Source organism: Nonomuraea sediminis (genome assembly GCF_018531495.1).
GTDB classification, from domain to species: domain Bacteria; phylum Actinomycetota; class Actinomycetes; order Streptosporangiales; family Streptosporangiaceae; genus Nonomuraea; species Nonomuraea sediminis.
On sequence record NZ_JAHDTI010000007.1, the window covers coordinates 423,836 to 447,683 of the forward strand.

Here is a 23,848-nt window from a genome sequence, read left to right on the forward strand (position 1 = left end):
GCAGAGCGCGGCCGCCGTTCGGGTGACTAACCTGCGTGACGGACGGCCTTGACGCAGCGGTCCAACAGAGTACGCAGGGTGTCACGCTCGTCCGGGGTGAGTTCGTCGGCGATCGCCTGCTCGATCCGGACCGCACGTGCGTCGGCGGCGGCCAGGACCGCCCTGCCTTCCTCGGTGAGCGTGGTCTCCAGGACGTTCCCATGCCAGGGATGCGGGGTGCGTTCCACCAGGCCGCGTTCCTGGAGGTTCTTGAGGAGAACGTTCATGGCCTGCGGGCTGACCAGACAGGTTCGGGCCAGGGCCGCGGAGCTGATGCCAGGGTTGCCGGCCAGGGTGTACAGCGCTGCGTACTGTGGCACGGTCAGGCCGGTCGGCTTCAGCGCGGTGTGCTTGGCGGCCATCAACTCCTGCTCGGCGCGCTTGATGTCCAGGCCGAGCCGTTCTTCAGGGCCCATGGCCAACAGCATACCTTCGGTCATCGCATTTGCGATAATCATCAACATGTTGATAACTTCACGGCATGATTCCTGAGAGCCATAGGACCTGCTGACCAGGCCGCTGTTCGTCCATCTGGCGACGATCGGGCCCAAGGGCATTCCGCACGTGCAGCCCGTCTGGCAGATCTGGGATGGTGAGGTGCTGCGGTTCACCACGACCACGGACCGGCAGAAGTGCCGCAACGTGACCGCCGAGCCCCGCGTATCGATCTCGGTCAACGACCCGGACAAGCCGTACCGCTATCTGGAGATCCGTGGCGTGGTCGAGGCGATCGAGCCCGACACGGAGGGCTCCTTCTTCGACGTGCTGGCCAGGCGGTACGGCCTGCCGTACGAGCCGCCCGTCGGTGACAGGGAGCGCCGGGTGGTCCTCGTCGTCCGGCCGGTCAAGACCACCAGCCAGTGACCTGACCAGGCTCTGCCACCGCTCCGCCCTGCGCCTGCCGATGATGTCATCCCCGACGTGATCGGCTCGGCGGAGCCCTCCACGGATACCGACATGCCGCCTGCACTGCGTCGGCAGGCGCAGTGCGGACGTCTTGTCGCCGCGCCGCTTGACCCTGACGCTGGGTCAGTCTCTCAGCATGGTGACATGACCACGAAAACCAGTGCGATCGAGGTCGCCGGACTGCGCAAGCCGTACGGCGACCATGACGGCGACACGATGGCGTTCGACACCGTGCCGCCCGCGCGCCGGTTGATCGAGCTGCTGAAGCAGCGAGGTTGGACCGGCTGGACCAAGCTCGAGCGTGTGGCCGTGCCACCGGATGAGGCTCCCCGGTAGTGCTCATACGACAGGAAGACACGCCGCGGTACGGCGATCCGTGCGCTACCGGTGACGGCGGGCAGGCATGAGGAGCGGGGGCTGTGTTGTGTCCGGCGGTTCGAGGCCCTAGGCTCGCCACCGCCAGTACGGGTCGGCGCTCATGTACGTGCGCTTGTACTCCGCCTACATCCGTTCCGCCGCCCAGGTCCTCGAGCGCCTATTTACGCAGCGTCATCAAAGCCCGGCGGCCACGCGATGAACGCCATGCGGATTTCGCGGCCGGTGTTGCCACATTCGTCTGGCAATTCGCCTGGATGCTGCTAACATTCCTGAGTCGCGGCTCAGGAATGTGTTCTGGATTCCACCTGCACCCCGCATGGCATTCCGCTTTCTGAATATCGCGGTCAGGCCATGGGCAACGCAAGACGGGTCACCTTCGGGTGGCACGAGGGCAATACCTTATGACCCCTCTTATCGCGTTCTCCACGGGAGGCGAATCCCGCTTGAACAGAAGAACAATCGGTGAGCGATACGAGCTGGACCCCCACTCATGCCGAGCGGGAGCGATGGGCGAGGTGATGTTCGGCTACGACACCAAGCTGGACCGGCCGGTGGCGGTCAAGTTCATTCAGCGGGTCTGCGCCGACGACGAGCAGCGCAGGCGCGAACTCGTGCAGCGCTTCGTCCGCGAATCGCGCATCACCGCGCGTCTGGAACACCCGGGCGTGCCCGTCGTGTACGACTGCGGAACCGTGGACGGCGACCACTACCTGGTCATGCAGCTCATCGACGGTTCGCCGTTGTCGGCGATACTCGCGGAAGTAAGGTCGCTGCCGATCGCCTGGGCGGCGGCGATCGCTGCCCAGGTCTGCTCGGTGCTGGCCGTGGCACATGCCCACTCGCTCGTGCACCGAGATCTCAAACCGGCCAACCTCATGCTCTGCCCCGACGGCACCGTCAAGGTGCTCGACTTCGGGATAGCCGCGGCACACACCGCGTACGAACCCACCTTGACCCACGTCGGCACCGCCATGGGCACTCCCCAGTACATGGCTCCCGAGCAGGCCGAGAAAGGGGTCACCAGCCCGCAGGGCGACCTCTACGCGGTGGGCGTCCTGCTCGATGAGATGCTCGCCGGCCACAATCAGTTCGGTGCCACCACGGCACTGGCCACCATGCGGAACCAGATGCAGTTGATTCCGAGGCCCGTGCGCGCGGTGCGGTCGGACGCGCCACCCGAACTCGAGCACCTGGTTCTGCAGCTGCTGGCCAAGGATCCCGCCGAACGCCCCGGTTCTGCTTTCGACGTCTATCAACGGCTGGCCGCCCACTGCCGGCGGCTCCCTCCTCTCGCCGGGTACGTGGAGCCGGGCGCCGACCACCCGTTACGCATGTACGCGGCCGTCGTCGGCAACGTGGGAACGGCACGGCAGAGCTCCGGGTCCTCCGTCCACGCATCAATGACTCGGCACAGCGGCATGCGCCGAACGGCGTTCCCGGAGGAAGTCGACGGCGTTCGCGAGAGGGCGCGACGACTCAAGTCAGAGGGCCGGTACGTGCAGGCGACGCAGCTGCTGGCCCGGATCATGGAGCGCGTTTCCGGAGCGGACTCTCTGCACGTACGAGTCGAACTGGCGGACGCGCGCTTCCTGTCAGGCGACTACCTGTCGGCCGCCGACGATTTCGCCAGACTCGTCCCCGACCTGACGCGCTGGATGACGCCGGCGGACCCGCGCGTGCTGCGCTGCAGGTACATGGAGGCGAAATGCCACGCGCAGCTGGGAGACTCGGTGCACGCACTGGAACTGCTGTGTTCCCTCCTGGAGGACGAGCACCGCTACGGCATGGACGAGACACACCTCCAGGAGCTCCGGCGTCAGATCTCGCAGCTCGAACTCGGCGTCAACATGAGCCTTCGCCCTTACGTCCCCTGACCCGCCGCGAGCGCGTCGCCCGTACGGCATGGCCACGGTCAACCGCATCGCCGTCACGGCGGCCCTTCGCCGTCCAGGGGTGGGTGTCGGTAACCCGTCCTGGGGGTTTCGGGGGGTGCACGGTGAGCTCACCGCGCTTGGCATCACGATCGCACCGTACCCGAACGGGCGTCCACCTGGGCTGACTTCCTGGGTTCCCAGCCGATGCGCTGCTGGCCTGCGACTTCATCGAGACCGTCACCATCACTGGGCAGCGCCGGCCGTCATCGAGCACATCAGCCGAGGCGTCCACGTGCTGGGGACCACCGTCCACCTCACCGCGAGCTTCGCCCACCGGCAGTTCATGCAGGGTTGGGAGCAGTCCTGGCTCGCCCACCCCTGAGCGACGTCGAGCGTTGGCATTTGTCGGCCGGTTCCTGTTATGCCTTCCATGCGAGCGCATCTCCCATTGATAGGGATCGCACGGACAGTGGGTGAGGAACGCATGCGCAGGGACGACAAGTACATTCCGGAGCTGGTGAGCGCGGCCCAAGCGGGTGACGGCCGGGCCAGGGAACGGCTGGTCGCCGGCTACCTTCCGCTCGTGTACAACATCGTCGGCCGGGCGCTGGACGGCCACGCGGACGTCGACGACGTGGTACAGGAGACGATGTTCCGCGCCCTGGACGGGCTCGGCGGGCTACGCGAGCCCTCCAGCTTCCGCTCCTGGCTGGTCGCCATCGCGATGAACCAGATCAGGCAACGCTGGGCCGCTCAGCAGGCCATGGCGTCCCTGGACCGGGCGGTGGAGGCACCCGATCCTGCGGGCGACTTCGTCGACCTCACGATCTTGCGCCTGGGGTTATCCGGGCAGCGCCGCGAAGTGGCCGAAGCGACCCGCTGGCTCGACCCGGCCGATCGGCAGCTGCTGTCGCTGTGGTGGCAGGAGGCCGCGGGACAGCTCACCCGTACCGAGCTGGCCGAGGCGCTCGGCGTCACCCCGCAACACGCCGCCGTGCGTATCCAGCGGATGAAGGCCCAGCTGGACGTCGGGCGGGTGGTGGTACGGGCGCTCGCCGCCGAGCCGTACTGCGAGGAGCTGGCGCTGATCACCGCGACCTGGGAGGGGCGTCCGGCGCCCGTGTGGCGCAAGCGGATCGCCCGGCACGTCCGGGAGTGCGCCGCCTGTTCCGGGCGCCAGTCGGATCTGGTGCCCGTCGAGGGACTGCTCGCCGGCCTGGCGTTGGTGGTGCCGCTGTACACCTACCTCACGGCCCCGACCGGCCACTCCGCGGTGATCGCCGCCACGGGCCAATCAGGGATGGCTCCTGCGGCGGGTGGGACCGGGCAGCACGGGGTGGTTGTGCAGGCGGGTGGGACCGGGCAGCACGGGATGGTTGTGCAGATGGGCGGGGCCGGGCAGCACGGGGTGGCCGGATCAGCGGGGGGACCCGGGGGAGGGCATATCGTCGGCAGGATCCGGCATGCCGGGAAAGCGCGCGTGACCGCGGCGGTGGGTGGCACGGCGGGGGCGGTCCTGCTCGCGACGCTGCTCTGGCCCACCACCCAGCCTCCCGCCTCGCATCCCGGCGAGCATCGCCCGGTCGCGGCGCCGTCGTCTTCCCCGGCGGTGCGGATATCGGGACTGGTGATGGCGCGCCGTACCCTGCGCCAGACCGCCCGGCCTGCCGCGAGCCCTGAACGGCGGCTCATCGCGCTGATCAACACTCGGCGGGCCCAGGACGGGTGCGCCCCGCTCCGGATGGATCCCCGCCTCAGCCTCGCCGCTCTCCGGCATGCCAAGGACATGGTGGCCCATGGCTACTTCGACCACACCGGCCAGGACGGACACAGCCCTGCCGACCGGATCTCGGCCACGGGCTATGGCTGGTCCATGTGGGCGGAGAACCTGGACAGGGGGACCACCGACCCGGCGGCGGCGTTCAAGGACTGGATGGACGGTTCGATGCACCAGGACAACATGCTGAACTGCCAGTACCGGGACACCGGTGTGGCAGCCGTCCTCGGGCCCGAGGGCACGGTGTGGGTCCAGGACCTGGCAAAACCGGCCTGATCCCGCACCATGACCACACCGTGCCCCGACGCCGGTCAGCTCGGGATACCGAAGTCCTGCACCCACCAGGGACCGTTGGCGCTGAGGTTCACGCCCACGCCGATGTCCTTGTATGAGCAGTTCAGGATGTTGGCGCGGTGCCCGGAGCTGTCCATCCAGCCGCGCATGGCCTCCTCGGGGCTCTTGGGGCTGCGGTAGATGTTCTCGCCCCAGCCCCGCCAGCCGTATCCCGTCGCCGTGATCCGGTCGCCCGGGCTCCGCCCGTCGAGGCTGGTGTGGGAGTAGTAGTCGCGGGCGGCCATGTCGTCGGCGTGCGCCTGAGCGGCGGCCTGCAGCTGGCTCTCCATGCGCAGCGGCCCGCAGCCAACCTTGGCGCGTTCGGCATTCGTCAGGGTGAGGATCTGCTGGACGTACTGGGAGGCGTCCCCCGACTGAGGCTGACCCGTCGTGGTGGGTCTGGGCTTGGTCGTGGTGGGTCCGGGCTTGGTCGTGGTGGGTCCGGGTTGGGGCTTGCCAGTGGTCGTGGGCTCGGGCCGAGGCCTGCCAGTCGTGGTGGTCGGGTGGGGTTGGGGCCACCCGGTGGTGGGGTCGGGCTGAGGGTTTCTGGGGGTGGCGGTGACCTCGGGCTCGGGCATGACCAAGCGGCTGGTGTCGATCGGGGCAGTGGTTTCCGGCCGGGACGTCTCAGCGACTCTCGTGGGGGTGGCTGTGGAGCTCTTGACGCCGGTCTTGATGGGGTTCGGCTTGTGCTCGGTGGGGCGCCGCTTGCCCCTCTTCGTCGTGGGGCGCGCCAAGCTAGGGGCCGCCGCGGGCGTGGGGTGCCTGACTGCGCCACCGGCCACCGCCTTCGTGGGTACGGCTCCCGCGGTGTCGACAAGCTCGATACTGTCGCCCGCCCCGCCGAATATGTAGATACCGGCGACAGCGGCGACGACCGCCGTGGCGCCGACAGCCAAGAGCCCACCTCGGCGGTTGCGCCGCTTGCGCCGCCCGCGCGTCCTGACGGAGGTGCTCTCGTCGTCGTGCTGCATGAATGCTCCGCTCTGTCTCGCAGATGGCCGGTCGATCCGGCGCATGGGAGACCTCACGAAGCAAGGGCGATAACAAATCTTGCGAAGAAATTCCTAAAAGTCCGTCCGGCCCCGGCACACCCGTCGCCCGTCGCGTCGGTGGGGGCTACCCCATGGGCCGGCAGGACGCATGGTGTGTTGAACGTTCAAATCGTTAGGGAGAGGCTGCCGCCCGGCATGGGAGCACGTCAACCTCGGCTTCCGGATCCGGCCGCACGCGCCGGGGGCCGTCGCCGCCACCCTGGACCGGCTGCTGCACACCCTCACCGAGGAAGCCGACCGCCCGCTTGCTCACCCCGAGCCTGGTGGTGCGGGCCTCCAGCGGTAGCCCGAGCGGCGCCGTACCACGACCCGGGGCATCTCAGGGGTTGACAGCGATCAGGGCGAGTTGTTTCCTCAACGTCATAGCGTGATTTTGAACGTTCATTTTTTGGTTCTCGCATCGCCCGTCGCGCCCCGCGCGGACCTCTCGCGCACCCCGTGCCCTCCCGACCTGCGGGCCCCGCCCGCGTGCCCCGACCGGAGGTCAGCAGCCTTGACCAGCCACTCCGCCCGTGCCTGGTGGCGAGATGCCGTCATCTACCAGATCTACCCGCGCAGCTTCGCCGATGGCGACGGCCTCGGGGGCGGGTGGTCGCACCAGCCGACTTCCTCAGCAACGTGACCGGCCGCATGCAAACGCAGGTCGTCCGGACCGCCAACGGCTGCCGGCGCCGCCCGGCACACCAGAGGACGCCCGTTCTCGAAACCCCGAATATATCGAAAGGAATCGATCGCGCATGCGCCGATTTACCTGTGCACTGTTTGCCTTATTAGTATCGGCCCTTACTGCACTTGGCCTTCCCGGCTTACCTGCCGAGGCGGCGGGGCCGTACGTTATCGAAGCCGAGAGCATGACGCTGGCCAACTTCACGACAGCCACCGTCAACCACACCTATAACGGCGCGGCAATCGAGACCGTCACCTACATCCAGGGCGTTTCAGGGCAGACCAGCACCGCTACCCAGACCTTCACCGGCAGCGCTGGAACCTACGACATCATCACGCGCTACAACGGCAAGACCGCAAGCGGAGTAACGTACACGATTTCCGTGAATTCCGCCACCGTGGATTCGTGGGCAACATCCCAGCGGTACGGCGACGACTACACCAATCCGGTGAACATCGACAACCATACGTCGAGCAAGGTCACGCTTAACGCCGGTGACACCGTCAAGCTGACGGCTGCGTCCGCCGGCGAGGTGCCGCGCGTCGACAGGATCACGATCCAGAAATATGTGGGGCCGCCGACCAGCACGCTGATCATCGATTCACCGAACGCGACGCTGAACGACGGCTTCAACTGGGGCAAGAATCGAGCCTTGGGTATGACGTTCTACCCGGGGAACCCGATGATGGGGCACGAATCCGAGTGGTGGCGCCTCAAGGATTCCACGCACACCACGATGGCGCCCGGTTACTGGGGTTCCTACGTCAATCGGGAAGCCTTCTACAACCGGGACATCGCCCATCAGTCGGATGGCGCGCACGCGCTCGGCCTGGATGCCGAGACATTCAACATGCTGAAGACGTTCGCCGGCGATGCCGACGATCAGGGCCAGAATGGTTGGCCTTTGTGGGCGCACAGCTCCTACGGCATCATGTATTACATCGACGGCACGGGCTTCCGGGAATTGCCGTCGCCGTTCAACGTGATGGCCAAGGCGTACAAGCAGTACCTGTGGACGGGCAACGCGGACTGGATCAACGATCCGACCCTTTCGGCGTATTACGACTCGACCATGGGGTCGTTCCTGACCAGCCACGAGGTGACGTGGAACGACGCGAACCCGTCCAGCGAGCAGCCAGTGGCGAAAAAGCAGACCGGGGAATACACGGCGACATACTTCGAGTTCCCGAATGAGAATCTCGTCTCCGCCGGCGACGCGCTCGGGTACCAATACCAGTCGATGCTGGCGTATGCGGCGATCTTGAAGGCGAAGGGCGACAACGCCAACAGCACGAAGTGGGCCAATCGCGCTCAGCGGGTGCGCGACTACTTCGAGACGAACTGGTGGGACGCGTCGAACAACCGGTACTTCCGCGGCAAGGACGCCGCCGGCACGGGCTACAGCAGCTGGGGGCACGAGGCCAGCTACCTGACGATGCTCACCGGGCTGGGCGACTACGGCACCAGGACCGGCAATTACCTGGACTTCGTCGCCGCCAACGATGACAACCTGAACGTCGAGGCGACCTCCTATCTGCCGGAGACGTACTACCAGTACAACCGGTCCTCGGAAGGCTGGGCCTGGCTCAAGAAGCTCATGACCGGTAGGAACACCTATCCGGAGATCTCGTTCACGACGGTCAGCAACGTCATCGACGGCATGATGGGCGTCCAGCCGGACGCCCCGCACGCCAAGGTGGCCACCGTCTCACGGCTGACGTCCGAGACCCCGTGGGTGGAGATCGACCACCTCAAGGTCGGCGACAACGACCTCAAGCTCAAGCACACCGGTACGACGACTTCCACGCTGACCAACAACTCCGGCGGCACCATCACCTGGGAAGCCCAGTTCTACGGCACCCCCGCCACGATCACCGTGAACGGCACCGCCTACACACCGCAGACCAAGTCGCTGTACGGCCAGCCGGTGTCCTACGTGACCGCGCCGGTGCCCGCCGGTGCATCCGTGACCGCGACCGCCGGCACCGCGGGCGGCGACACCACGGCCCCCACCGCGCCGACCGACCTCACATCCAGCAACGTGACGTCGAACAGCGTGGACCTGAAGTGGACGGCGTCGACCGACAATGTCGGCGTGACCGGCTACAACGTCTACCGCGGCACCACGCTCGCCGGCTCCTCGACGGGCACGAGCTTCACCGCGACGGGGCTGTCGGCCGCGACGCCGTACACCTTCACGGTCAAGGCGGTCGACGCCGCCAAGAATGTCTCCGAGGCCAGCAACACCGTCTCCGTCACGACCACCACGGGCGGGAACGGACAGACGGTCGATCTGAGCGATCTCACCTGGAGCGACGCCAGGAGCGACTTCGGCACCGTCCGCAAGGACAAGAGCGTCGACGGGAACCCCATCAGGCTGAACGGCACCGCCTACGCCAAGGGCATCGGCACGCACGCCAATGGCACGATCACTTACGCCTTGAACGGTGGGTATGCGAGGTTCCAGTCGGATGTCGGCGTGGATGACGAGGTCGGCGCGAATGCGACGATCAAGTTCCAGGTCTGGGGTGATGGCGTCAAGTTGTATGAGAGTCCCTCGGTCATGACGCCTTCGAGCGCGACGCAGTCCATCGACGTCAGCGTCGCGGGCGTGAACTCGTTGGTGCTGAAGGTGACGGACGCGGGCGACGGCATCAACAGCGACCACGCCGACTGGGCCGCGGCCAAGCTCATCGGGAACCCTCAAACGCCGACGTCCCTCAGCGATCTCACCTGGACCGACGCCAGGAGCGACTTCGGCACCGTCCGCAAGGACAAGAGCGTCGACGGGAACCCCATCAGGCTGAACGGCACCGCCTACGCCAAGGGCATCGGCACGCACGCCAATGGCACGATCACTTACGCCTTGAACGGTGGGTATGCGAGGTTCCAGTCGGATGTCGGCGTGGATGACGAGGTCGGCGCGAATGCGACGATCAAGTTCCAGGTCTGGGGTGATGGCGTCAAGTTGTATGAGAGTCCCTCGGTCATGACGCCTTCGAGCGCGACGCAGTCCATCGACGTCAGCGTCGCGGGCGTGAACTCGTTGGTGCTGAAGGTGACGGACGCGGGCGACGGCATCAACAGCGACCATGCAGACTGGGCAGCGGCCAAACTGTTGCGGTAAACACCCATAGCCGAGCCGGCGGGAGCCCTCCAGGCGCCCGCCGGCTCGTACTGCAGCCACAGATCTTGTCTGTACGACAGGCAGCCTGCGCCCGCCCTACGGCGTGTTTCCCTGCTCGGCCGCGTTCCACAGGACGGATATCGGCGTGCCATCCGGTGTGGATCGGTTCTCGAATTCGTCGAGGAGGGCGTCGATCCGCTGGTCGAGTTCCGCGCGGGCCTCGGCGTCGAGGTGCAGGATCGCGCGTCGGGTGTGCCGGTTGAGGGGCGGGCCGTTCTCGACGAGTTCAGCGCGGTGGGCATCGACGATGGCCAGATCGATCTGACCTGTCAGTTGGTTCGCATCTGTCCCGAGGTCGAGACGCCAGGTCGCACCGGTGGCGCGGTAGGGGCGTTCCCATGCTCCATGTTCGCCCTGACGGGGTGGCTCGACGATGAGGAAGCCGGCGTCGGTGAGGGCTCGCACTCGGCGCAGCAGTGTGGCCGGCGCGACGCCGAGCCGCTGTGCGAGCTGCTGGTTGGTCTGTGATTTCTCCAGGCAGAGGCGCAGAATGCGCCAGCTCAGCGGGTGTGTCAGGGCGCGCAGGTCTTGGGGGGTCGCCCGCCTGCGCGGTGCCGGTTCGGCCGTCGACAGCGTTGGTTCAGCCATTGACAGCAGTATAACCGATGTTCATTATTGGGATCGATTTCACTTTGTGGAAGCAATCGCAAAGGGCGGTGGCATGTCGATCGAGGACATCAAGGACTACGTGGCGCGTAACCGGGCGCGGCACGAACAAGAGCTGGCCGACTGGATCGGGATGCCGAGCGTCAGTGCCACCGGGGAGGGCATGCCGGAGGCAGCCGAGCACGCCAAGGGTTTGCTGGCCGCAAGCGGCCTCGCGCCGCGGCTCTTCGAGACGGGCGGGTGGCCGCTGGTGGCTGGTCACGCGCCGGGTCCCGACGGCAGCCCGCACGTGGTGATCTACGGGCACTACGACGTGCAGCCCGCCGGCCCGCTCGAGCAGTGGGACAGCCCGCCGTTCGAGGCCGCGATCCGTGACGGCCGGATGTACGGGCGCGGCACAGGCGACAACAAGGGGCAGCATTTCGCGCAGCTGCTCGCCGTACGCGCGCTGCGTGCGAGCGAGGAGGGGCTGCCCTGCTCGGTGACGGTGCTGCTCGACGGTGAGGAGGAAATCGGCAGTCCGCACCTCGCGGCTACGCTCGCAGCGATGCGTACGGACCTCGACGCGGACGTCGCGGTGTGGAGCGACGGGCCGGTTCACGACAGCTACGAGCCGACGGTATTGCTCGGCGTGCGCGGCGTGGTGAGTTTCGAGATCACGGTCCGGGGCGCGGATACCGCGTTGCATTCGGGGAACTGGGGCAACGTCGCGGCCAATCCGGCGTGGGAGCTGGTGTGGCTGCTGTCAACGATGCGGGCACCCGATGGGCGCGTCCTCGTCGAGGGCTACGACGCCGGCACCACCGGGTTGACCACGGCCGAGCGCGCGGCACTCGACGCGCTGCCCGTGGCCCCGCAGGAGCTGCTCGCCGGGGTCGGGCTCGAGCGCATGGACCCGTACGGCGATGCCGGGGTCAACGAGCGGTTGGCGCTGCCCACCTTCAGCATCAACTCGCTCACGTGCCTGGACAATCAGGAGCACCGGTCGGTGATCCCGTCGGTCGCGATCGCCCGTTGTGACATGCGGCTCGCCTGCGGCCAACGGGCCGCCACGGTCGTCGATGCGGTACGCAAGCACGTGGCCGCCCGGCTTCCGCACGCCGAGGTCGTCTTCAAGGCCATGATGGAGCCCTCGCGTACCCTGCCGGACGCGCCCTATGCGCAGGCGGTGCTCGATGGGGTGAGCGCCACGGCGGACAAGTCAGCGCTGTTCGCGCCCGCGATGGGAGGCAGCCTGCCGATCGCGGGCATCACCGACGGGCTCGGACTGCCCTGCTACGGCATTCCGCTGGCCAACGTCGACGAGCGCAACCACGCTCCCAACGAGAACTTCGAACTCGCCCGGTTCCATGACGGCATCGTGACCGCGGCCGCGGTCCTGCGCAGCATCGGTGGTGCACTATGAGCGGCAAGTGGCGGCCCGTGGCCGCGGCATCGGTGGGGAACGCGCTGGAATGGCTCAGCTTCACTGCCTACACTCTGGCTGCCAGCACCATCGCGAAACAATTCTTTCCCAGCCAGGATGAGAAGAGCTCGCTGCTCCTGGCATTCGGCACCGTCGCACTCGCCTATGTCGTCCGCCCGATCGGCGCGCTCGTGCTCGGCGCCTACGCCGACCGCGCGGGCCGGATGCCCGCACTGATGGCCTCCATCCGCATCATGGTGCTCGCCACGCTGATCATCACGTTCCTGCCCGGCTACCACACGATCGGTATCGCCGCACCGATCGGCATGGTGCTCGCGATGCTGCTGCAAGGCTTCTCCGCGGGCGGAGAGTTCGGCAGCGCCACGGGCTATCTCGTCGAGCAGAACGCCAACCGGCGCGGCTTCATGGCCAGCTGGCAGGGTGCCAGCCAGGCCTTCGCGACAGTTCTGGCCACCCTGCTGCTCGCGATCACCAGCGGCACCCTGTCTGACGCGCAGTTCGAGTCGTGGGGCTGGCGTGTTCCCTTCGCGTTCGGTCTGCTGCTCGGCCCTGTCGGCTATTACATCCGCAAGAACCTCAGCGAGACACCGGAGTTCAGCCAGGCGCGCCGTACTGACCAGCTGAAGCCGCCCGTGGCACAGACACTGCGCTCACACAAGGCCAGGATGGCGCTCTGCATCGGGATCCTCGCCGTGTCGACCGGCTACTCCTATCTGATCACCTACATGCCGACGTACGCCATCCGGCAGTACGGCCTGCCCGCGTCGACCAGCTTCACCACTGTCATCATCACCGGCTCCGTCATGGTGCTGATCGCTCCGCTCGCCGGCCACGTCTCCGACGTCATCGGACGCACCAGGATGCTCACCATCGCGGCGGCGGGCATCGCCGTCTCCGGCATCCCGCTGTTCCTGCTCTTCCGAGCCGCGCCGAGCTTTGTCACGATGGCCATCGTCATGACGCTGATGGGGCTGATCAAACCCTGGTACACAGGACCTCTCGCCGCCCGCATGGCCGAACTCTTCCCGACCACAGCCCGGGGAACCGGCCTGTCCATCAGCTACAACGTGGGCGCCATCCTCTTCGGCGGCCTCACCCCGGTCGCCGTCACCTGGCTGCTCGCAGCCCTCGACACGCCCCTCGCGCCGGCGTTCTGGCTCGTCGCGCTCGCCGCGCTCTCGTTCGTCAGCGTACTGGCCAGCGACCGTTATGTCCGTACGGCAAGCCAGATCAATCTGACAGGCCAGCCCGAGAAGGTGTGAAGGCGCGTCTGGTTCGCAGGTCGTCCGGAGGCGCTTCCCGCTTACCGAAACGACTGCTCGGTGACCCCCGGCTGCGTGTTCCGGCCGGGGGTCACTCAGCAGCATCAGCGCAGCCGAGCCTCACGCTGAGCAAGACCTCGCGACGCCTGCCCGGCGTCGCGATTGCGGGTGCCCCGGGACCGCCTACCCCACCTGGTACAGCCAGTACGACACGCTCTGCGGAGGACCCGGCGGCCGGTAGGTTTCCACCGTCGCGCCCTCGTATCCGTACGTCGTCGAGACCGTGCTCGTAGTCCCCGTCTCGTAGTCCTGGTACTTCTCTACGTAGTCCTTCGTGATGAACATCTGGCTGGTGTCGTAGACGCTTTCCACGATCACCCGCCCGGGTCCGAACACGCTGATGAGGTCCTGCCGGAACAGCTTCAGGCGGGCCTTGCATCCGGTGCACGGCCCGATGTTGCCGACCACCACGACCCGGATGTGGGCGCCATGAGGGAACGAGGCATGAAGCGCCTCGATCCAGTCCCAGGCTTCCTGCAGGACGGCGACCTCGCTGTCCTGCTTGGACATGCGCGCCTGAGCCTTGTCGACGCGTCCTTGGTAGCTCCGGTCGGCGTCCTTGGTCTCCGCCAGGGAGTAGCGCGTCGTCCCTCCGGAACGCGCTCCCGCGACCGGGGTCCTGTAGCTGTGCGCCTCGTCGAAGGAGAGGTCTCCGTTGACCATCACCAGCGCCCGGGAGAACAGGCCTGCGCCCTTGGTATGGATCTCTGCCAGCGAGTGTGCGATCTGCGGTGCCGCGGGGTCCGAGGTGAGGGCTTCGGGGGGCGTCGCGGTCATCGTGGTCCTCCTTGACCAGGGAGAAGAACCTCAGCCTTTCACCCGGAAGGGTGCTGTCAAGCGACGTCAGCGTCCGGCTCCGGCCATCCCGACCCGGCGGGCCACATCACCCGCTGGACTCCTATGAACGGCGGGCCAACCCCGGCTGGTGCGGCGCGGTTGCTCTTACCACTCCGGGCTGCTCTTCATCGCACTCCTGGCCGCCGGGCTCGAGGCCGTTCAGCGGCGCCCGCCGGGACAGGCGCTGGACCAATGGTCGACAGCTTCTGCGTGCCCGCCGGGACGCCGTTCAGCCCCGCGCGTCCCAGGCGACAGATCAGGTGGCGGACGGGGGCCTGCGCCAGGCGGGGTTGAGCCGTACGCCGAGTTCCTCCAGCTCGATGGGGTCACCTGCGTCGCTGCGCAGCTCGACCCGAGCCGGGGAACCGGTGTCGTGGTCGACGTACAGGAGCGGGGGACCGCCGTCCTGGAGATATTTGTCGGCCCACTGCATGAGGCCGAGGACGACCGGGAGCAGGTCGCGGCCCATGTCGGTGAGCACGTATTCGTCGCGCGTACGACCGCCCTCGTCACGGTAGGGCTGCTTGTTGAGCAGGCCGGCCTCGGTGAGGTGGCGCAGTTGCCGGGCCGCGACCGTCTGGGTGATTCCGACCCGCTGGGCGAAGGCGCTGAACCGCGTGGTGCCGTAGAAGGCCTCCCGCAGGATCAGCAGCGCCGACTTGGTTCCGACGATCTCCAGGGCCTTGACCAGTGAGCAGTGGTCGGTCTTCCACGAGCTGAGATCCGCGAGCGGACCCTCCATCACGGCAGGCATGAATTCATACTACCGCCCATGACTACACCTATGTATAGTCAGCCTGCTGGCTTCACAAATGTGTAGTCAGGGGTTGAACGGGAGATCCTCATGCATCAAGCGGCACTGCCGGCCGGGACGCGACCCCAGCGGAAGCGCGCGGACGCCATCGTGGTCGTGCTCTGCCTGGCCGCGTTCATGGCCATGCTCGACGTCTTCGTGGTCAACGTCGCCTTCACCGACATCGGCGCGAGCTTCCACGGCTCCTCGCTGGCGGACCTGAGCTGGGTGCTCAACGCCTACACGATCGTCTACGCGGCCCTGCTGATCCCGGCCGGACGGCTGGCGGACCGGCACGGCCGCAAGGCGGGCTTCCTCGCCGGGCTCACCGTCTTCACCCTCGCCAGCGCGGGCTGCGCGGTGGCGCCGACGCTCTCGTGGCTGGTCGCGTTCCGGGTGCTCCAGGCCGCCGGCGCCGCGGTGCTCACCCCGACCAGCCTCGGGCTCCTGCTCACCGCCCTGCCCGCCGAGCGGCGCGCGGGCGCGGTGAAGATCTGGGCCACCACCAGCTCGTTCGCCGCCGCCGTCGGCCCGGTGGTCGGCGGGGCGCTGGTCGAGGTGTCCTGGAACTGGGTGTTCCTGATCAACCTGCCAGTCGGCCTCGTGACCTTCGTCGGAGCGCTCCGCCTGATCCCGGAGTCACGCGACAACTCGATCACCCGGCTGCCCGACCCGCTCGGCGCCGGCCTGCTCGCCGTCGCGATCGGCGCGGCCGCGCTCGGGCTGGTGAAGGGCGACGAGTGGGGCTGGACCGGCGCGGCGACCCTGGGCGCCTTCGGCGTCGCGGTGCTCGGCATCGCGGTCCTGGTCGCGCGAGTGCTGCGGCATCCGGCGCCCGTCATCGATCCGGCCCTGTGGCGGGTGCCGACCTTCGCCTGGGCCAACGTCACGGTCCTGGTGTTCTGTACGGCGTTCGGGGCGCTGTTCCCCAGCGTCGTCCTGTGGCTGGAGAACAGCGCCGGATACAGCGCCATCACCACCGGCGTCGCGATCCTGCCGGGGCCTCTGATGGTCCCGATCTTCGCGATGGTCGGTCAGCGGCTGGCCCGGCGCCTGCCGGTCGGCCCGCTCGTCGCCGTGGGCAACCTGGTGTTCTGCGCGGGGGCGGCGATGCTGGCCGTGAGCGCCTCCGCGCATGCGCGGTACGCGACGGACATCCTGCCCGGATGGATCGTGACCGGCATCGGCATCGGCCTCGCGCTGCCCAGCATGATCGCCGCCGCGACCGCGGACCTGCGGCCCGCCCAGGCCGCCACCGGCAGCGCCGTGGTCAACACCGGCCGCCAGCTCGGATACGTCCTCGGAGTGGCCGTCCTGGTCGCCGTCCTCGGCACGCTCGACACCTCGCCGCACCAGACGGCCGCAGGCTTCCAGGGCGCCTGGTGGTTCATCGCCGGAGCCGCTGCCCTCGGCGCCGTCACCGCCCTCGGCCTCACACCCCGCGGCGACCGCAGCTCACCCGCCGACACGTAACGATTCCGGGCGTACCAGAAACCCTGGCTAGCGTGAGGGTCATGACGAACCAGCATCAGCATCAGGGCGGCGGGTGCTGCTCAGCCAGGGCGGCGATCCGTCGCGTATCCCGCACATGCGTCCAGTGCTGTTCAATCAGGGCGGCGATCCGTCGCGTATCCCGCACGTGCGTCCGGTGCCGCAGCACCTCGAATGAGGGCCGTCCGCCGGGCCCGAGCGCCACGATCTCCGCCACCGTCGGCTGGTCCACCGCGTCGGAGAGGCCGGGCAGGTCGGGACAGGCATGGATGGCTGGGCATCTGACATGCCTTACCGGTTGTCGGTGCACAACCTCGCCCATGCGAACATGCTGAGGGATCTCTCCGGCATGCCACGACCCCCCGGACGAGCCCAGAGGGCCGCAAGAATCAGGAGAGCACGTCATGGTCAGTGTCAGCAGGGAGACTCCGCAGCAGACCGAGGAACGCCTGCGCCATGTGATCGCCCTAGCCGACTTCGTCGTTCACGACGGCATCTGGTGCTTTGAGGAGTCGCCCGCAGACCGGCCACCGGCGCTCACCGCCGACACACTGGCAGTGGTCCGAGACGACGAAAGCTGGAGCTGCCTGGTTCCACACGACCAGCGGCACCAAGATGTCGAACGGTTCGGGATCTTCTCCTTTCACTTCCCGGCCGAGCTGGACAACAGCGGCTTCGTCGGCTGGCTGGCCACCCACCTGAAGGCTGAGCTGGGAACCGGCGTGTTCGTCGTCTGCGGCAGTAACCGTGCCCGTGGGGGGATCTATGACTACTGGGGCTGCCCCATCAACATGTTGAACGAGGCCACCGCGCTCATCATGACACTGCGCACCAGCTGACCTGGCTGTGTCCCGGGCCGAGGCCATCGCGCTCTGGACGGGTCTGTCGATCTTGTGACCTGGTGCGGAGTCCGTGAACGCCTTCGGTGCTGCTGGGGTGTGGGGACGGCCCAGCGGGGGCCGCGGTCGGAGCGGATGCGGGCGCGTTCGCGGCGTTGGGCCTCCAGCACGACCGGGTGGCGGCGTTGGGTGCTGCGCCGGCGCAGGTAGGGCGTGGTCATGGCCAACCGGTCGGGCAACCGTACCTGGAAGCGGTGGATCGTGGTGTCCCTATCGGCCTGCACCAGCCGGGCGATGACCGGCACGGTGCTGCCGCTGTCGCCTGAAATTCTGCTGTCGCTCGCGGACACGAAGAGAACGAAACCCAAAGCGTTCGAAAGGTCCGATGAGGGATGACGCGTGGATGAAACCGACAGCCGGCACCGGTTCGACGCCATGTACCGGCAAACATATGAACAGATCCTTGGCTACGCCATGCGGCGGTGTTCCTCTCCCGAGGACGCGGCCGATGTCGTGGCCGAGACCTATGTGATCGCGTGGCGGCGGATAGCAGAGCTTCCACATGGCGAGGCAGGCAGACTCTGGCTGTACGGCGTGGCCCGGCGGGTCCTGGCCAACCACCGGCGTGGCGAGCGACGCAGAGCCACCCGGCACGCCGAGCTCACTGCCGAGGTTGAAGTCCTCTACGCCACACCCTCTCCTCAGGCCGGGCCTGACGAAGTAGGTGAGGCCATGAACATGCTCTCCGACGGTGATCGCGAGCTGCTGGCCCTGGCCGTCTGGGAGGAACTCGACCCTGGAGAGATCGCCGCGGTGCTGGGCTGCTCACGTAACGCCGCCCGCATCCGCCTGCACCGGGCCCGCAAGCGCTTCGCCAAGGCGCTGGAGAAGACCCGCCCATCGGTCGCCCGCCTCGAAGCGCGGCCGCTCATCGAGAGGGAGTCACGGTGAACAACGATCAGATCTTCAAGAACCGGGCCAGGGTGCTGGACGAGGACCTGGTCGGCAGGGCGTCCACCGCGGGGGCGGACGCGCTACTGGCGGAGATCGTCCTGCTGGAGCAGGAGCCGGCCCGGCGGCGACTCACTCGGTCACCCCGCCGCGCGCTGCTGGGCCTGGCCGCAGCGGCTGTCCTGGCTGGAGCCCTTGTCGTCGTGCCATCCCTCTTCAACGAATCCGAGCAGGTGTACGCCAGCCAGGCCGTGACCATCGACCGCGACGGTGACTGGTTCGTCTTCTACATCACTGACGGTGATCCCGATCCAGCCGAGCTGGAGAAGGCCTTCCGAAAGGTTGGGCTGGACAACGTCACGGTCAAGCTGATCCCCGTCTCGCCGCAGCAGCGCGCGCCCGTCGTCGGGTTCGACAAGAGTGATCCCGACGCCCGCATGTCGTCCACCCTGTCCGACTGTGGCAAGCGTGTCGAAGGGTGTCTGACGGCCTTCCGCGTTACCGCCGGCATCAAGGGGCCCGCGCAGTTCAGCCTGGGCCGCCCGGCGAAGCCCGGCGAGAGGTACGCCTACCCTGCGGATGCGAGCTGGCCAGGCGAGGCGCTGGCTGGAGTCAAGCTTCAGGGACGTTCGGTGGCCGAGGCGGTACAAGTCGTGCGCGAGCACGACCTGAAGGTGGCCTACGAGCTCGACTGGCCGCTCCGGGACGGGGGCAAGGGCGTCCGCTACGAGCAAGACGTGCCCGCTTCCCGCATCGATCCGACTTGGAAGGTGGCGACAGCCGAAACCTATAACGACGGCGTGATCATCGTGCACGTCGAGCCAGGGGCAGGCGTGACTCCACCGCCCGGATTCTGACGCGGAGAACAGGTGGGCACTCGTTGGTGCGGAACGGCTGCTCACCCGTTACCCAACGCGCCAACCCTCGGTTGCCACACCTGCTCTTGGTCGCACCCACGCCCCGGCCGGTCGGCGTGCACGCGCTGGCGGCGCCGGCCCCCAGGCCGCATGCCCGATCCTTCTCGGGCCCCCACCGCGTGCGCGCCGGGAGCCGGAGGCAACAGCCCGCCGGGAGCCGGAGGCGGCGGCCCGCCGCGAGCCGGAGGCAACGGCCCGCCGCGACCCGAAGCTCAGCACGCACTGGAAGCCGGCCGCGCACTTCTGGCGGAGGTAGGTCATCAGGGCGAGCGAGGTGTGTAACAAAGCCTCGGCGAATCCTGGGCCGCAACTCCACCCCCGCCCCGCCCCGGCCCGCCTCGACTGCGGCCTACCCGGCCTCGCCCGCGCGGTGGTGGCCGACATCATTGTCCCCGGCCAAGGGGCTTGCCTCGTCCCCCGACCGGAGACTCCGTGATGATTGTCGGACCCGCCTGCGATGCTGTGCTCGTGGTCGTGGAATTCGATGGTGAGCTGTGGATCTGGGATGCGCGGCGGGATGACAGCTGGACCTTCGTCAGCCTGCCCGTCGAGGACTCCGAGGAGATCCAGGACCTGATGGGCAGGTCGCGGCACGGGTTCGGCTCGCTGCGGGTGCAGGTGACGATCGGCGGGAGCAACTGGAGGACCTCGATCTTTCCCGACAAGGGGCGCGGCTGTTACGCGCTGCCGATCAAGCGGGCCGTTCGCGAGGCCGAAGGCCTCAGCGCCGGTGACGTCGCGAGCGTGACCGTCGAGCTTCTCGACGCCTGAAGATTGATGTCGGCCAGCGTCGCGTGGTGGCGATTCCTTCCACCATGTTCACGATTGCCGTCAGCGTCAGGGGCGTAACGCTGTGTGCCGCCCTGCTGCGCCGCTTCGTCGCCCCCGTCCCCGCCGCGATCGCGCTGGCCGTGATGGTCTGCCGCTGGTCCACGCGGTCGTCGCGGGTCCCGCGTACCCGCGAGCAGCCATGCGTCCTTGACTCGCGGTTCCGCCCGGCTGGGCCGCCCCGACGGCGCCGTCTACACCCCTCACCGATCAGGGACGACCGTGCCACGCACAGGGCAACCCGCGTAGGCGTTCCATCGCGTACTTGCCTACTACGCCAGGACTCCACAAGTTCTCACGGCGCTTGAGCTGCCTGGATGGAATGTCCGGCAGGCGCGGGGCCCGGCGGCGACCCGGGCGGCGGGGGATTCGGACTGGATCGTGCGGATCACCTGCGCCGCCCGTCCGCTGGCACCCTGGGTTACTGGTAGACCCGCGGGTCGGCCTTGAGGCCGCGCGAGAGCTCGATGGTGATGAACTCGTTGTTGTCGGGCTGGCCCGCCGTACGGCCCGATGAGAACGGATAGTTGTTGTCGTCGAGCACCCCGACCGTGCGGTCGTCGAGGATGATCAGGTCCTCGATGCACTGGAACGGGAACGTGAACGTGCCGCCCGTCCCGCCGCCGATGCCGCGCGGGTCGGCCAGGTCGAGCAGGTCGGCGACCAGCGTCTTGTCGAGCAGGCCGTCGCCGTCGCTGTCACGGTTGTCCACCAGATAGATGCGCTTGGTCCTGGCGGCGGCGCCCTGCAGGTTGTCCCGCTCGACGATCAGGAAGCGGTGCCGGTCGACCGCGATGGCGTCGCCGATCGAGTTGGCCGGGTCGTCCAGCTTGTACGTCCACCGGCGCTCGGTGTAGGCGCGCTTGCGCAGGTCGAACTCCTGCATCCGCAGCGTGCCCGCCGGGTCGCCGGTGACGGTGCCCTCCAGCAGCGGATAGAGGTGGCGACCGTCCACCGCCCTGATCAGGCCCTCGAAGCCCTTGCTGCGGCCGAGGTTGGGCTGGGCACCCCCGAGGTTCGGGTTCTCGGGCGCCCTGACACCGGGCAGCTCGATCGGCGCGTCGAGGAGCTCACCCCTGTCGTTGAAGTGCAGCAGGAACGGGCCGAACTCGTCGCCGATCCAGTAGCTGCCGTCAAGGGAGCGCACGATCGATTCGACGTCGAAGTCGGCCCCGGTGAGCTTGCGGTCGGACCTGGTGAGCGGGAAGGGTACGAGGCCGCGCGGGTCGGACAGGTAGAACCCGCCCAGCACCTGCACGGTCTTCCCGGTGAAGTCGGGCTTGACCCGGTGCACGCGCAGCAGGAAGTCGGCGCTGTTCGCCTTGGCGCCGTAGCCGTTGTCCGACAGGACGTCGAAGGTGCCGTCGTGGCGGCGGGCGATGCCGCTGAAGCCCTGGACGGGCTGCCCCGGGAACGGCGGGGTGATCCCGTTGATCGGGGTCGTGCCCAGCTGTGAGCCGGAGGGCTCGCTGCCTGGGACGTAGGTCTGAGCGGGCAGCGAGGCGAAGCCGGTCAGCGTCGCCCTGCCGAACTCCCCACGCTCGGGCTCGGCGGCGGCGGGGGCGGCCACCGCGAGAGCCATGGCGCCCGCACACATCATGATGGCGATACTTCTCATGGCGGGCACCCTAGGGCGGTCACATGACGGGATTCCGAACGGCGGGCAACGTGTCGTCACCACGACGAGCGCAGCGGCCCGCCGTATGCATGGCTCGGGTACGGCAGGCCGTGGCGACGTTGATCAGCCACTCCTTGGTGCCGAATACCACCACGCTTAACCGCAGCTCAGGCCCTATCGCGTCGGAGATGGAAATATTCACGATTGTCGAGGCGCCTCGGGGGAGTGCGATCTATGTCGCATCGGGTGGGATCACGATGCGTACCCGTCTTGTCTAGGAAAGTGCGTAGGCGTCGTAGCACACGGCCGTCGCCGCGCGCATGCCGGAGGCGACGGCGAGGGTGCTGTTGAGCCACAGATAGCCGGGCGCGGCCGTCTCGAACCTGACCGCGAGCCGGAAGTAGTAGGTGGCCGGGTCGACGGTTTCGCCGCGGCCGAGCGCGGCCATCACGTCGGGCGGCCCGTGGCGCAGCCCCTGGGTCTGTATGTAGATCAGAGCGTCGTCGTGGGTGCGCAGCGTGTAGCGGGTGTCGATGCTGGCGCTGCCGTCGGCGTGCACGACCTGCCAGTCCGCTCCGCCCGGCAGCACCTCCCCGGCCAGTCTTGGCCCCTCGAACGATCCCCCGAGGACGTCGATGACCCGCCGCCGGCCCCACTGCGTCTGGCCGAGCTCCTTGACCGCGGCCAACTCCACCCGGAACCGGGCCAGCGGCTCCAGGCCCGGTCGCATCGGCTCGTAGGTCGTCATGGCGTGTAGGAGGGGCGCTGGTTGAGCAGGTCGGGGTGGAACCCGGCGAGCCGCTTGTAGGAAGCGGCGATGGCCTCCCGCTCGGCCCGCGGGAGGACCTGTTCGATGTCGGTGAAGCCGTCGGGGGCCCGCTCGTGGACGAGCTTCATGACGATCTCCGGGCCCATCTGGCGGTTGGCCAGGCAGAGCGCGGTGGTGGGCTCGCGCCGGTCCTGCTCGTAGGCGAGCAACGCATGGTCCACATCGCCGGACCGCGCCAGGTGGAAGGCGAGGGCGCGGGCGTCGAGGATCGCCTGGGACGCGCCGTTCGACCCGATGGGATACATCGCGTGCGCGGCGTCACCGAGCAGCGTCACCCGCCCGTACGTCCATCGCGGCAACGGGTCACGGTCCACCATCGGATACTCGTAGATCGCCTCCGCGCCCGCGATCAGGCCGGGCACGTCCAGCCAGTCGAACCGCCACTGCTCGAAGTGCGGCAGGATCTCCTGCGCGGGCACCCGCCGGTTCCAGTCGCCCCGGTCGGCCGCCTCGCCGACGACGGGCCGCTCGGCGATCCAGTTGATCAAGCCGTCCTTGATGGGATAGGCGACGAACTTCCGCTCTCCGTCGCCGGCCATGATCATCGACCGTCCGGACAGGAACGGCTGCGCGTTCGTCGTGCCCCGCCACAGCACCAGGCCGTTCCACGGCGGCGGTCCCTCGTCAGGATAGAACCAGGCCCGGACGGTCGAGCGGATGCCGTCCGCCCCGACGAGCAGGTCGAACCCGAGCGTCGAGCCGTCCGCGAACTCCGCCTCCGCCTCGTCGAACCTGGTGAGCCTGCGCCCGGTGAGCACCGGCACGCCCCGCGCCTCGACCTCGCGCAGCAGCAACATCTGCAGCTCGCCCCGGTGGATCGAGAACTGGGGCCAGTGGTATCCGGCCGCCAGCCCGCGCGGCTCGCTCCAGATCAGGCTGCCGTGCCGGTCGAAGTAGGTCAGCTCCGCCGTGGCCCGCCCTGTCTCCTCAAGCTGCTCGGCGAGTCCCAGCTCGGTCAGTTCCCGTACGGCGTGCGGGAGCAGGTTGATGCCGACCCCGAGCGGCCGGATCTCCTCGACCGACTCGGTCACGGTGATCTCGGTGAACCCGGCGGCGTGCAGGCTCAGGGCCGCCGCAAGGCCGCCGATACCGCCGCCCACGATGAGGATCCGCATGACAACTCCCGTAGATTGGTTTGGCCAAAACTATTGTGCGCACATCTATCTGAGGGCGAC

General features: G+C 68.0%; 22 protein-coding genes. 13 read left to right on the top strand and 9 right to left on the bottom strand.

Annotation, left to right across the window (positions count from 1 at the left end):
• Positions 1 to 26 precede the first annotated feature (26 nt).
• On the bottom strand, positions 27 to 503 hold the full coding sequence (locus KIK09_RS30430) for a MarR family winged helix-turn-helix transcriptional regulator (RefSeq protein WP_250573975.1): 477 nt from the start codon (positions 501 to 503) through the stop codon (positions 27 to 29).
• 91 nt (positions 504 to 594) lie between these two features.
• On the opposite strand from KIK09_RS30430, the gene KIK09_RS30435 reads away from it, so the two are divergent.
• The 4 genes from KIK09_RS30435 to KIK09_RS30450 all read left to right on the top strand — a co-directional run bounded on the left by KIK09_RS30435 (position 595) and on the right by KIK09_RS30450 (position 5,250).
• Positions 595 to 903 (top strand): PPOX class F420-dependent oxidoreductase, encoded by a 309-nt coding sequence (locus tag KIK09_RS30435; RefSeq protein WP_308164389.1) that lies wholly within the window; start codon positions 595 to 597, stop codon positions 901 to 903.
• 186 nt (positions 904 to 1,089) lie between these two features.
• On the top strand, positions 1,090 to 1,281 hold the full coding sequence (locus tag KIK09_RS30440; protein WP_250573976.1) for a hypothetical protein: 192 nt from the start codon (positions 1,090 to 1,092) through the stop codon (positions 1,279 to 1,281).
• Positions 1,282 to 1,829: 548 nt separating this feature from the next.
• Positions 1,830 to 3,197, top strand: a complete 1,368-nt coding sequence (locus tag KIK09_RS30445) for a protein kinase domain-containing protein (protein WP_214322825.1) — start codon at positions 1,830 to 1,832, stop codon at positions 3,195 to 3,197.
• Between the two features lie 469 nt (positions 3,198 to 3,666).
• Complete coding sequence (locus KIK09_RS30450; protein ID WP_214322826.1) at positions 3,667 to 5,250, top strand: sigma-70 family RNA polymerase sigma factor; 1,584 nt, start codon at positions 3,667 to 3,669, stop codon at positions 5,248 to 5,250.
• Between the two features lie 35 nt (positions 5,251 to 5,285).
• On the opposite strand, the gene KIK09_RS30455 is transcribed toward KIK09_RS30450, so the two are convergent.
• Positions 5,286 to 6,281 carry a CAP domain-containing protein gene (locus tag KIK09_RS30455; protein WP_214322827.1) on the bottom strand — a complete coding sequence of 332 codons (996 nt, stop codon included), beginning with the start codon at positions 6,279 to 6,281 and terminating at the stop codon, positions 5,286 to 5,288.
• Between the two features lie 818 nt (positions 6,282 to 7,099).
• Here KIK09_RS30455 and KIK09_RS30460 point away from each other — a divergent pair.
• The gene (locus KIK09_RS30460) at positions 7,100 to 10,156 is read left to right on the top strand and encodes an NPCBM/NEW2 domain-containing protein (protein WP_214322828.1); all 3,057 of its coding nucleotides are present in this window, start codon (positions 7,100 to 7,102) and stop codon (positions 10,154 to 10,156) included.
• 96 nt (positions 10,157 to 10,252) lie between these two features.
• On the opposite strand, the gene KIK09_RS30465 is transcribed toward KIK09_RS30460, so the two are convergent.
• Positions 10,253 to 10,804 carry a winged helix-turn-helix domain-containing protein gene (locus KIK09_RS30465; protein WP_214322829.1) on the bottom strand — a complete coding sequence of 184 codons (552 nt, stop codon included), beginning with the start codon at positions 10,802 to 10,804 and terminating at the stop codon, positions 10,253 to 10,255.
• Between the two features lie 73 nt (positions 10,805 to 10,877).
• On the opposite strand from KIK09_RS30465, the gene KIK09_RS30470 reads away from it, so the two are divergent.
• Together KIK09_RS30470 and KIK09_RS30475 are read left to right on the top strand one after the other, a co-directional pair.
• The gene (locus KIK09_RS30470) at positions 10,878 to 12,227 is read left to right on the top strand and encodes a M20/M25/M40 family metallo-hydrolase (protein ID WP_214322830.1); all 1,350 of its coding nucleotides are present in this window, start codon (positions 10,878 to 10,880) and stop codon (positions 12,225 to 12,227) included.
• Entirely contained in the window at positions 12,224 to 13,510 is a 1,287-nt protein-coding gene (locus KIK09_RS30475) for an MFS transporter (RefSeq protein ID WP_214322831.1), read from the top strand. The genes KIK09_RS30470 and KIK09_RS30475 overlap by 4 nt, the downstream gene beginning before the upstream one ends.
• Positions 13,511 to 13,693: 183 nt before the next feature.
• Here the strand turns inward: KIK09_RS30475 and KIK09_RS30480 are convergent, their stop codons facing one another.
• Together KIK09_RS30480 and KIK09_RS30485 are read right to left on the bottom strand one after the other, a co-directional pair.
• The gene (locus KIK09_RS30480) at positions 13,694 to 14,347 is read right to left on the bottom strand and encodes a hypothetical protein (protein ID WP_214322832.1); all 654 of its coding nucleotides are present in this window, start codon (positions 14,345 to 14,347) and stop codon (positions 13,694 to 13,696) included.
• Positions 14,348 to 14,663: 316 nt separating this feature from the next.
• Positions 14,664 to 15,161 (bottom strand): winged helix-turn-helix transcriptional regulator, encoded by a 498-nt coding sequence (locus tag KIK09_RS30485; protein ID WP_214322833.1) that lies wholly within the window; start codon positions 15,159 to 15,161, stop codon positions 14,664 to 14,666.
• A gap of 90 nt (positions 15,162 to 15,251) precedes the next feature.
• On the opposite strand from KIK09_RS30485, the gene KIK09_RS30490 reads away from it, so the two are divergent.
• Positions 15,252 to 16,673: a DHA2 family efflux MFS transporter permease subunit gene (locus tag KIK09_RS30490; RefSeq protein ID WP_214322834.1), complete on the top strand. Its 1,422-nt coding sequence runs from the start codon at positions 15,252 to 15,254 to the stop codon at positions 16,671 to 16,673.
• A 61-nt stretch (positions 16,674 to 16,734) separates the two neighbouring features.
• Here KIK09_RS30490 and KIK09_RS30495 read toward each other — a convergent pair whose 3' ends face one another.
• Positions 16,735 to 17,013: a hypothetical protein gene (locus KIK09_RS30495; RefSeq protein WP_214322835.1), complete on the bottom strand. Its 279-nt coding sequence runs from the start codon at positions 17,011 to 17,013 to the stop codon at positions 16,735 to 16,737.
• 82 nt (positions 17,014 to 17,095) lie between these two features.
• Between KIK09_RS30495 and KIK09_RS30500 the strand changes: the two genes are divergently transcribed.
• From KIK09_RS30500 to KIK09_RS30520, 5 genes are all read left to right on the top strand, one after another.
• The gene (locus KIK09_RS30500) at positions 17,096 to 17,530 is read left to right on the top strand and encodes a DUF6196 family protein (protein ID WP_214322836.1); all 435 of its coding nucleotides are present in this window, start codon (positions 17,096 to 17,098) and stop codon (positions 17,528 to 17,530) included.
• Between the two features lie 219 nt (positions 17,531 to 17,749).
• Positions 17,750 to 17,926: a hypothetical protein gene (locus KIK09_RS30505; RefSeq protein WP_214322837.1), complete on the top strand. Its 177-nt coding sequence runs from the start codon at positions 17,750 to 17,752 to the stop codon at positions 17,924 to 17,926.
• A 3-nt stretch (positions 17,927 to 17,929) separates the two neighbouring features.
• Positions 17,930 to 18,481: an RNA polymerase sigma factor gene (locus tag KIK09_RS30510; protein ID WP_308164370.1), complete on the top strand. Its 552-nt coding sequence runs from the start codon at positions 17,930 to 17,932 to the stop codon at positions 18,479 to 18,481.
• On the top strand, positions 18,478 to 19,338 hold the full coding sequence (locus tag KIK09_RS30515; RefSeq protein ID WP_214322838.1) for a hypothetical protein: 861 nt from the start codon (positions 18,478 to 18,480) through the stop codon (positions 19,336 to 19,338). Before KIK09_RS30510 ends, KIK09_RS30515 begins: the two co-directional genes overlap by 4 nt.
• Positions 19,339 to 19,872: 534 nt before the next feature.
• Positions 19,873 to 20,169, top strand: a complete 297-nt coding sequence (locus KIK09_RS30520; RefSeq protein WP_214322839.1) for a DUF1905 domain-containing protein — start codon at positions 19,873 to 19,875, stop codon at positions 20,167 to 20,169.
• A 478-nt stretch (positions 20,170 to 20,647) separates the two neighbouring features.
• Here KIK09_RS30520 and KIK09_RS30525 read toward each other — a convergent pair whose 3' ends face one another.
• The 3 genes from KIK09_RS30525 to KIK09_RS30535 form a co-directional block, all read right to left on the bottom strand.
• A complete protein-coding gene (locus tag KIK09_RS30525) occupies positions 20,648 to 21,844 on the bottom strand; it encodes an esterase-like activity of phytase family protein (RefSeq protein WP_250573977.1) in 1,197 nt (398 codons plus the stop codon).
• 274 nt (positions 21,845 to 22,118) lie between these two features.
• Positions 22,119 to 22,592: a DUF3237 domain-containing protein gene (locus tag KIK09_RS30530; protein ID WP_250573978.1), complete on the bottom strand. Its 474-nt coding sequence runs from the start codon at positions 22,590 to 22,592 to the stop codon at positions 22,119 to 22,121.
• On the bottom strand, positions 22,589 to 23,788 hold the full coding sequence (locus KIK09_RS30535) for a flavin-dependent oxidoreductase (RefSeq protein WP_214322840.1): 1,200 nt from the start codon (positions 23,786 to 23,788) through the stop codon (positions 22,589 to 22,591). The genes KIK09_RS30530 and KIK09_RS30535 overlap by 4 nt, the downstream gene beginning before the upstream one ends.
• Between the last annotated feature and the right edge of the window lie 60 nt (positions 23,789 to 23,848).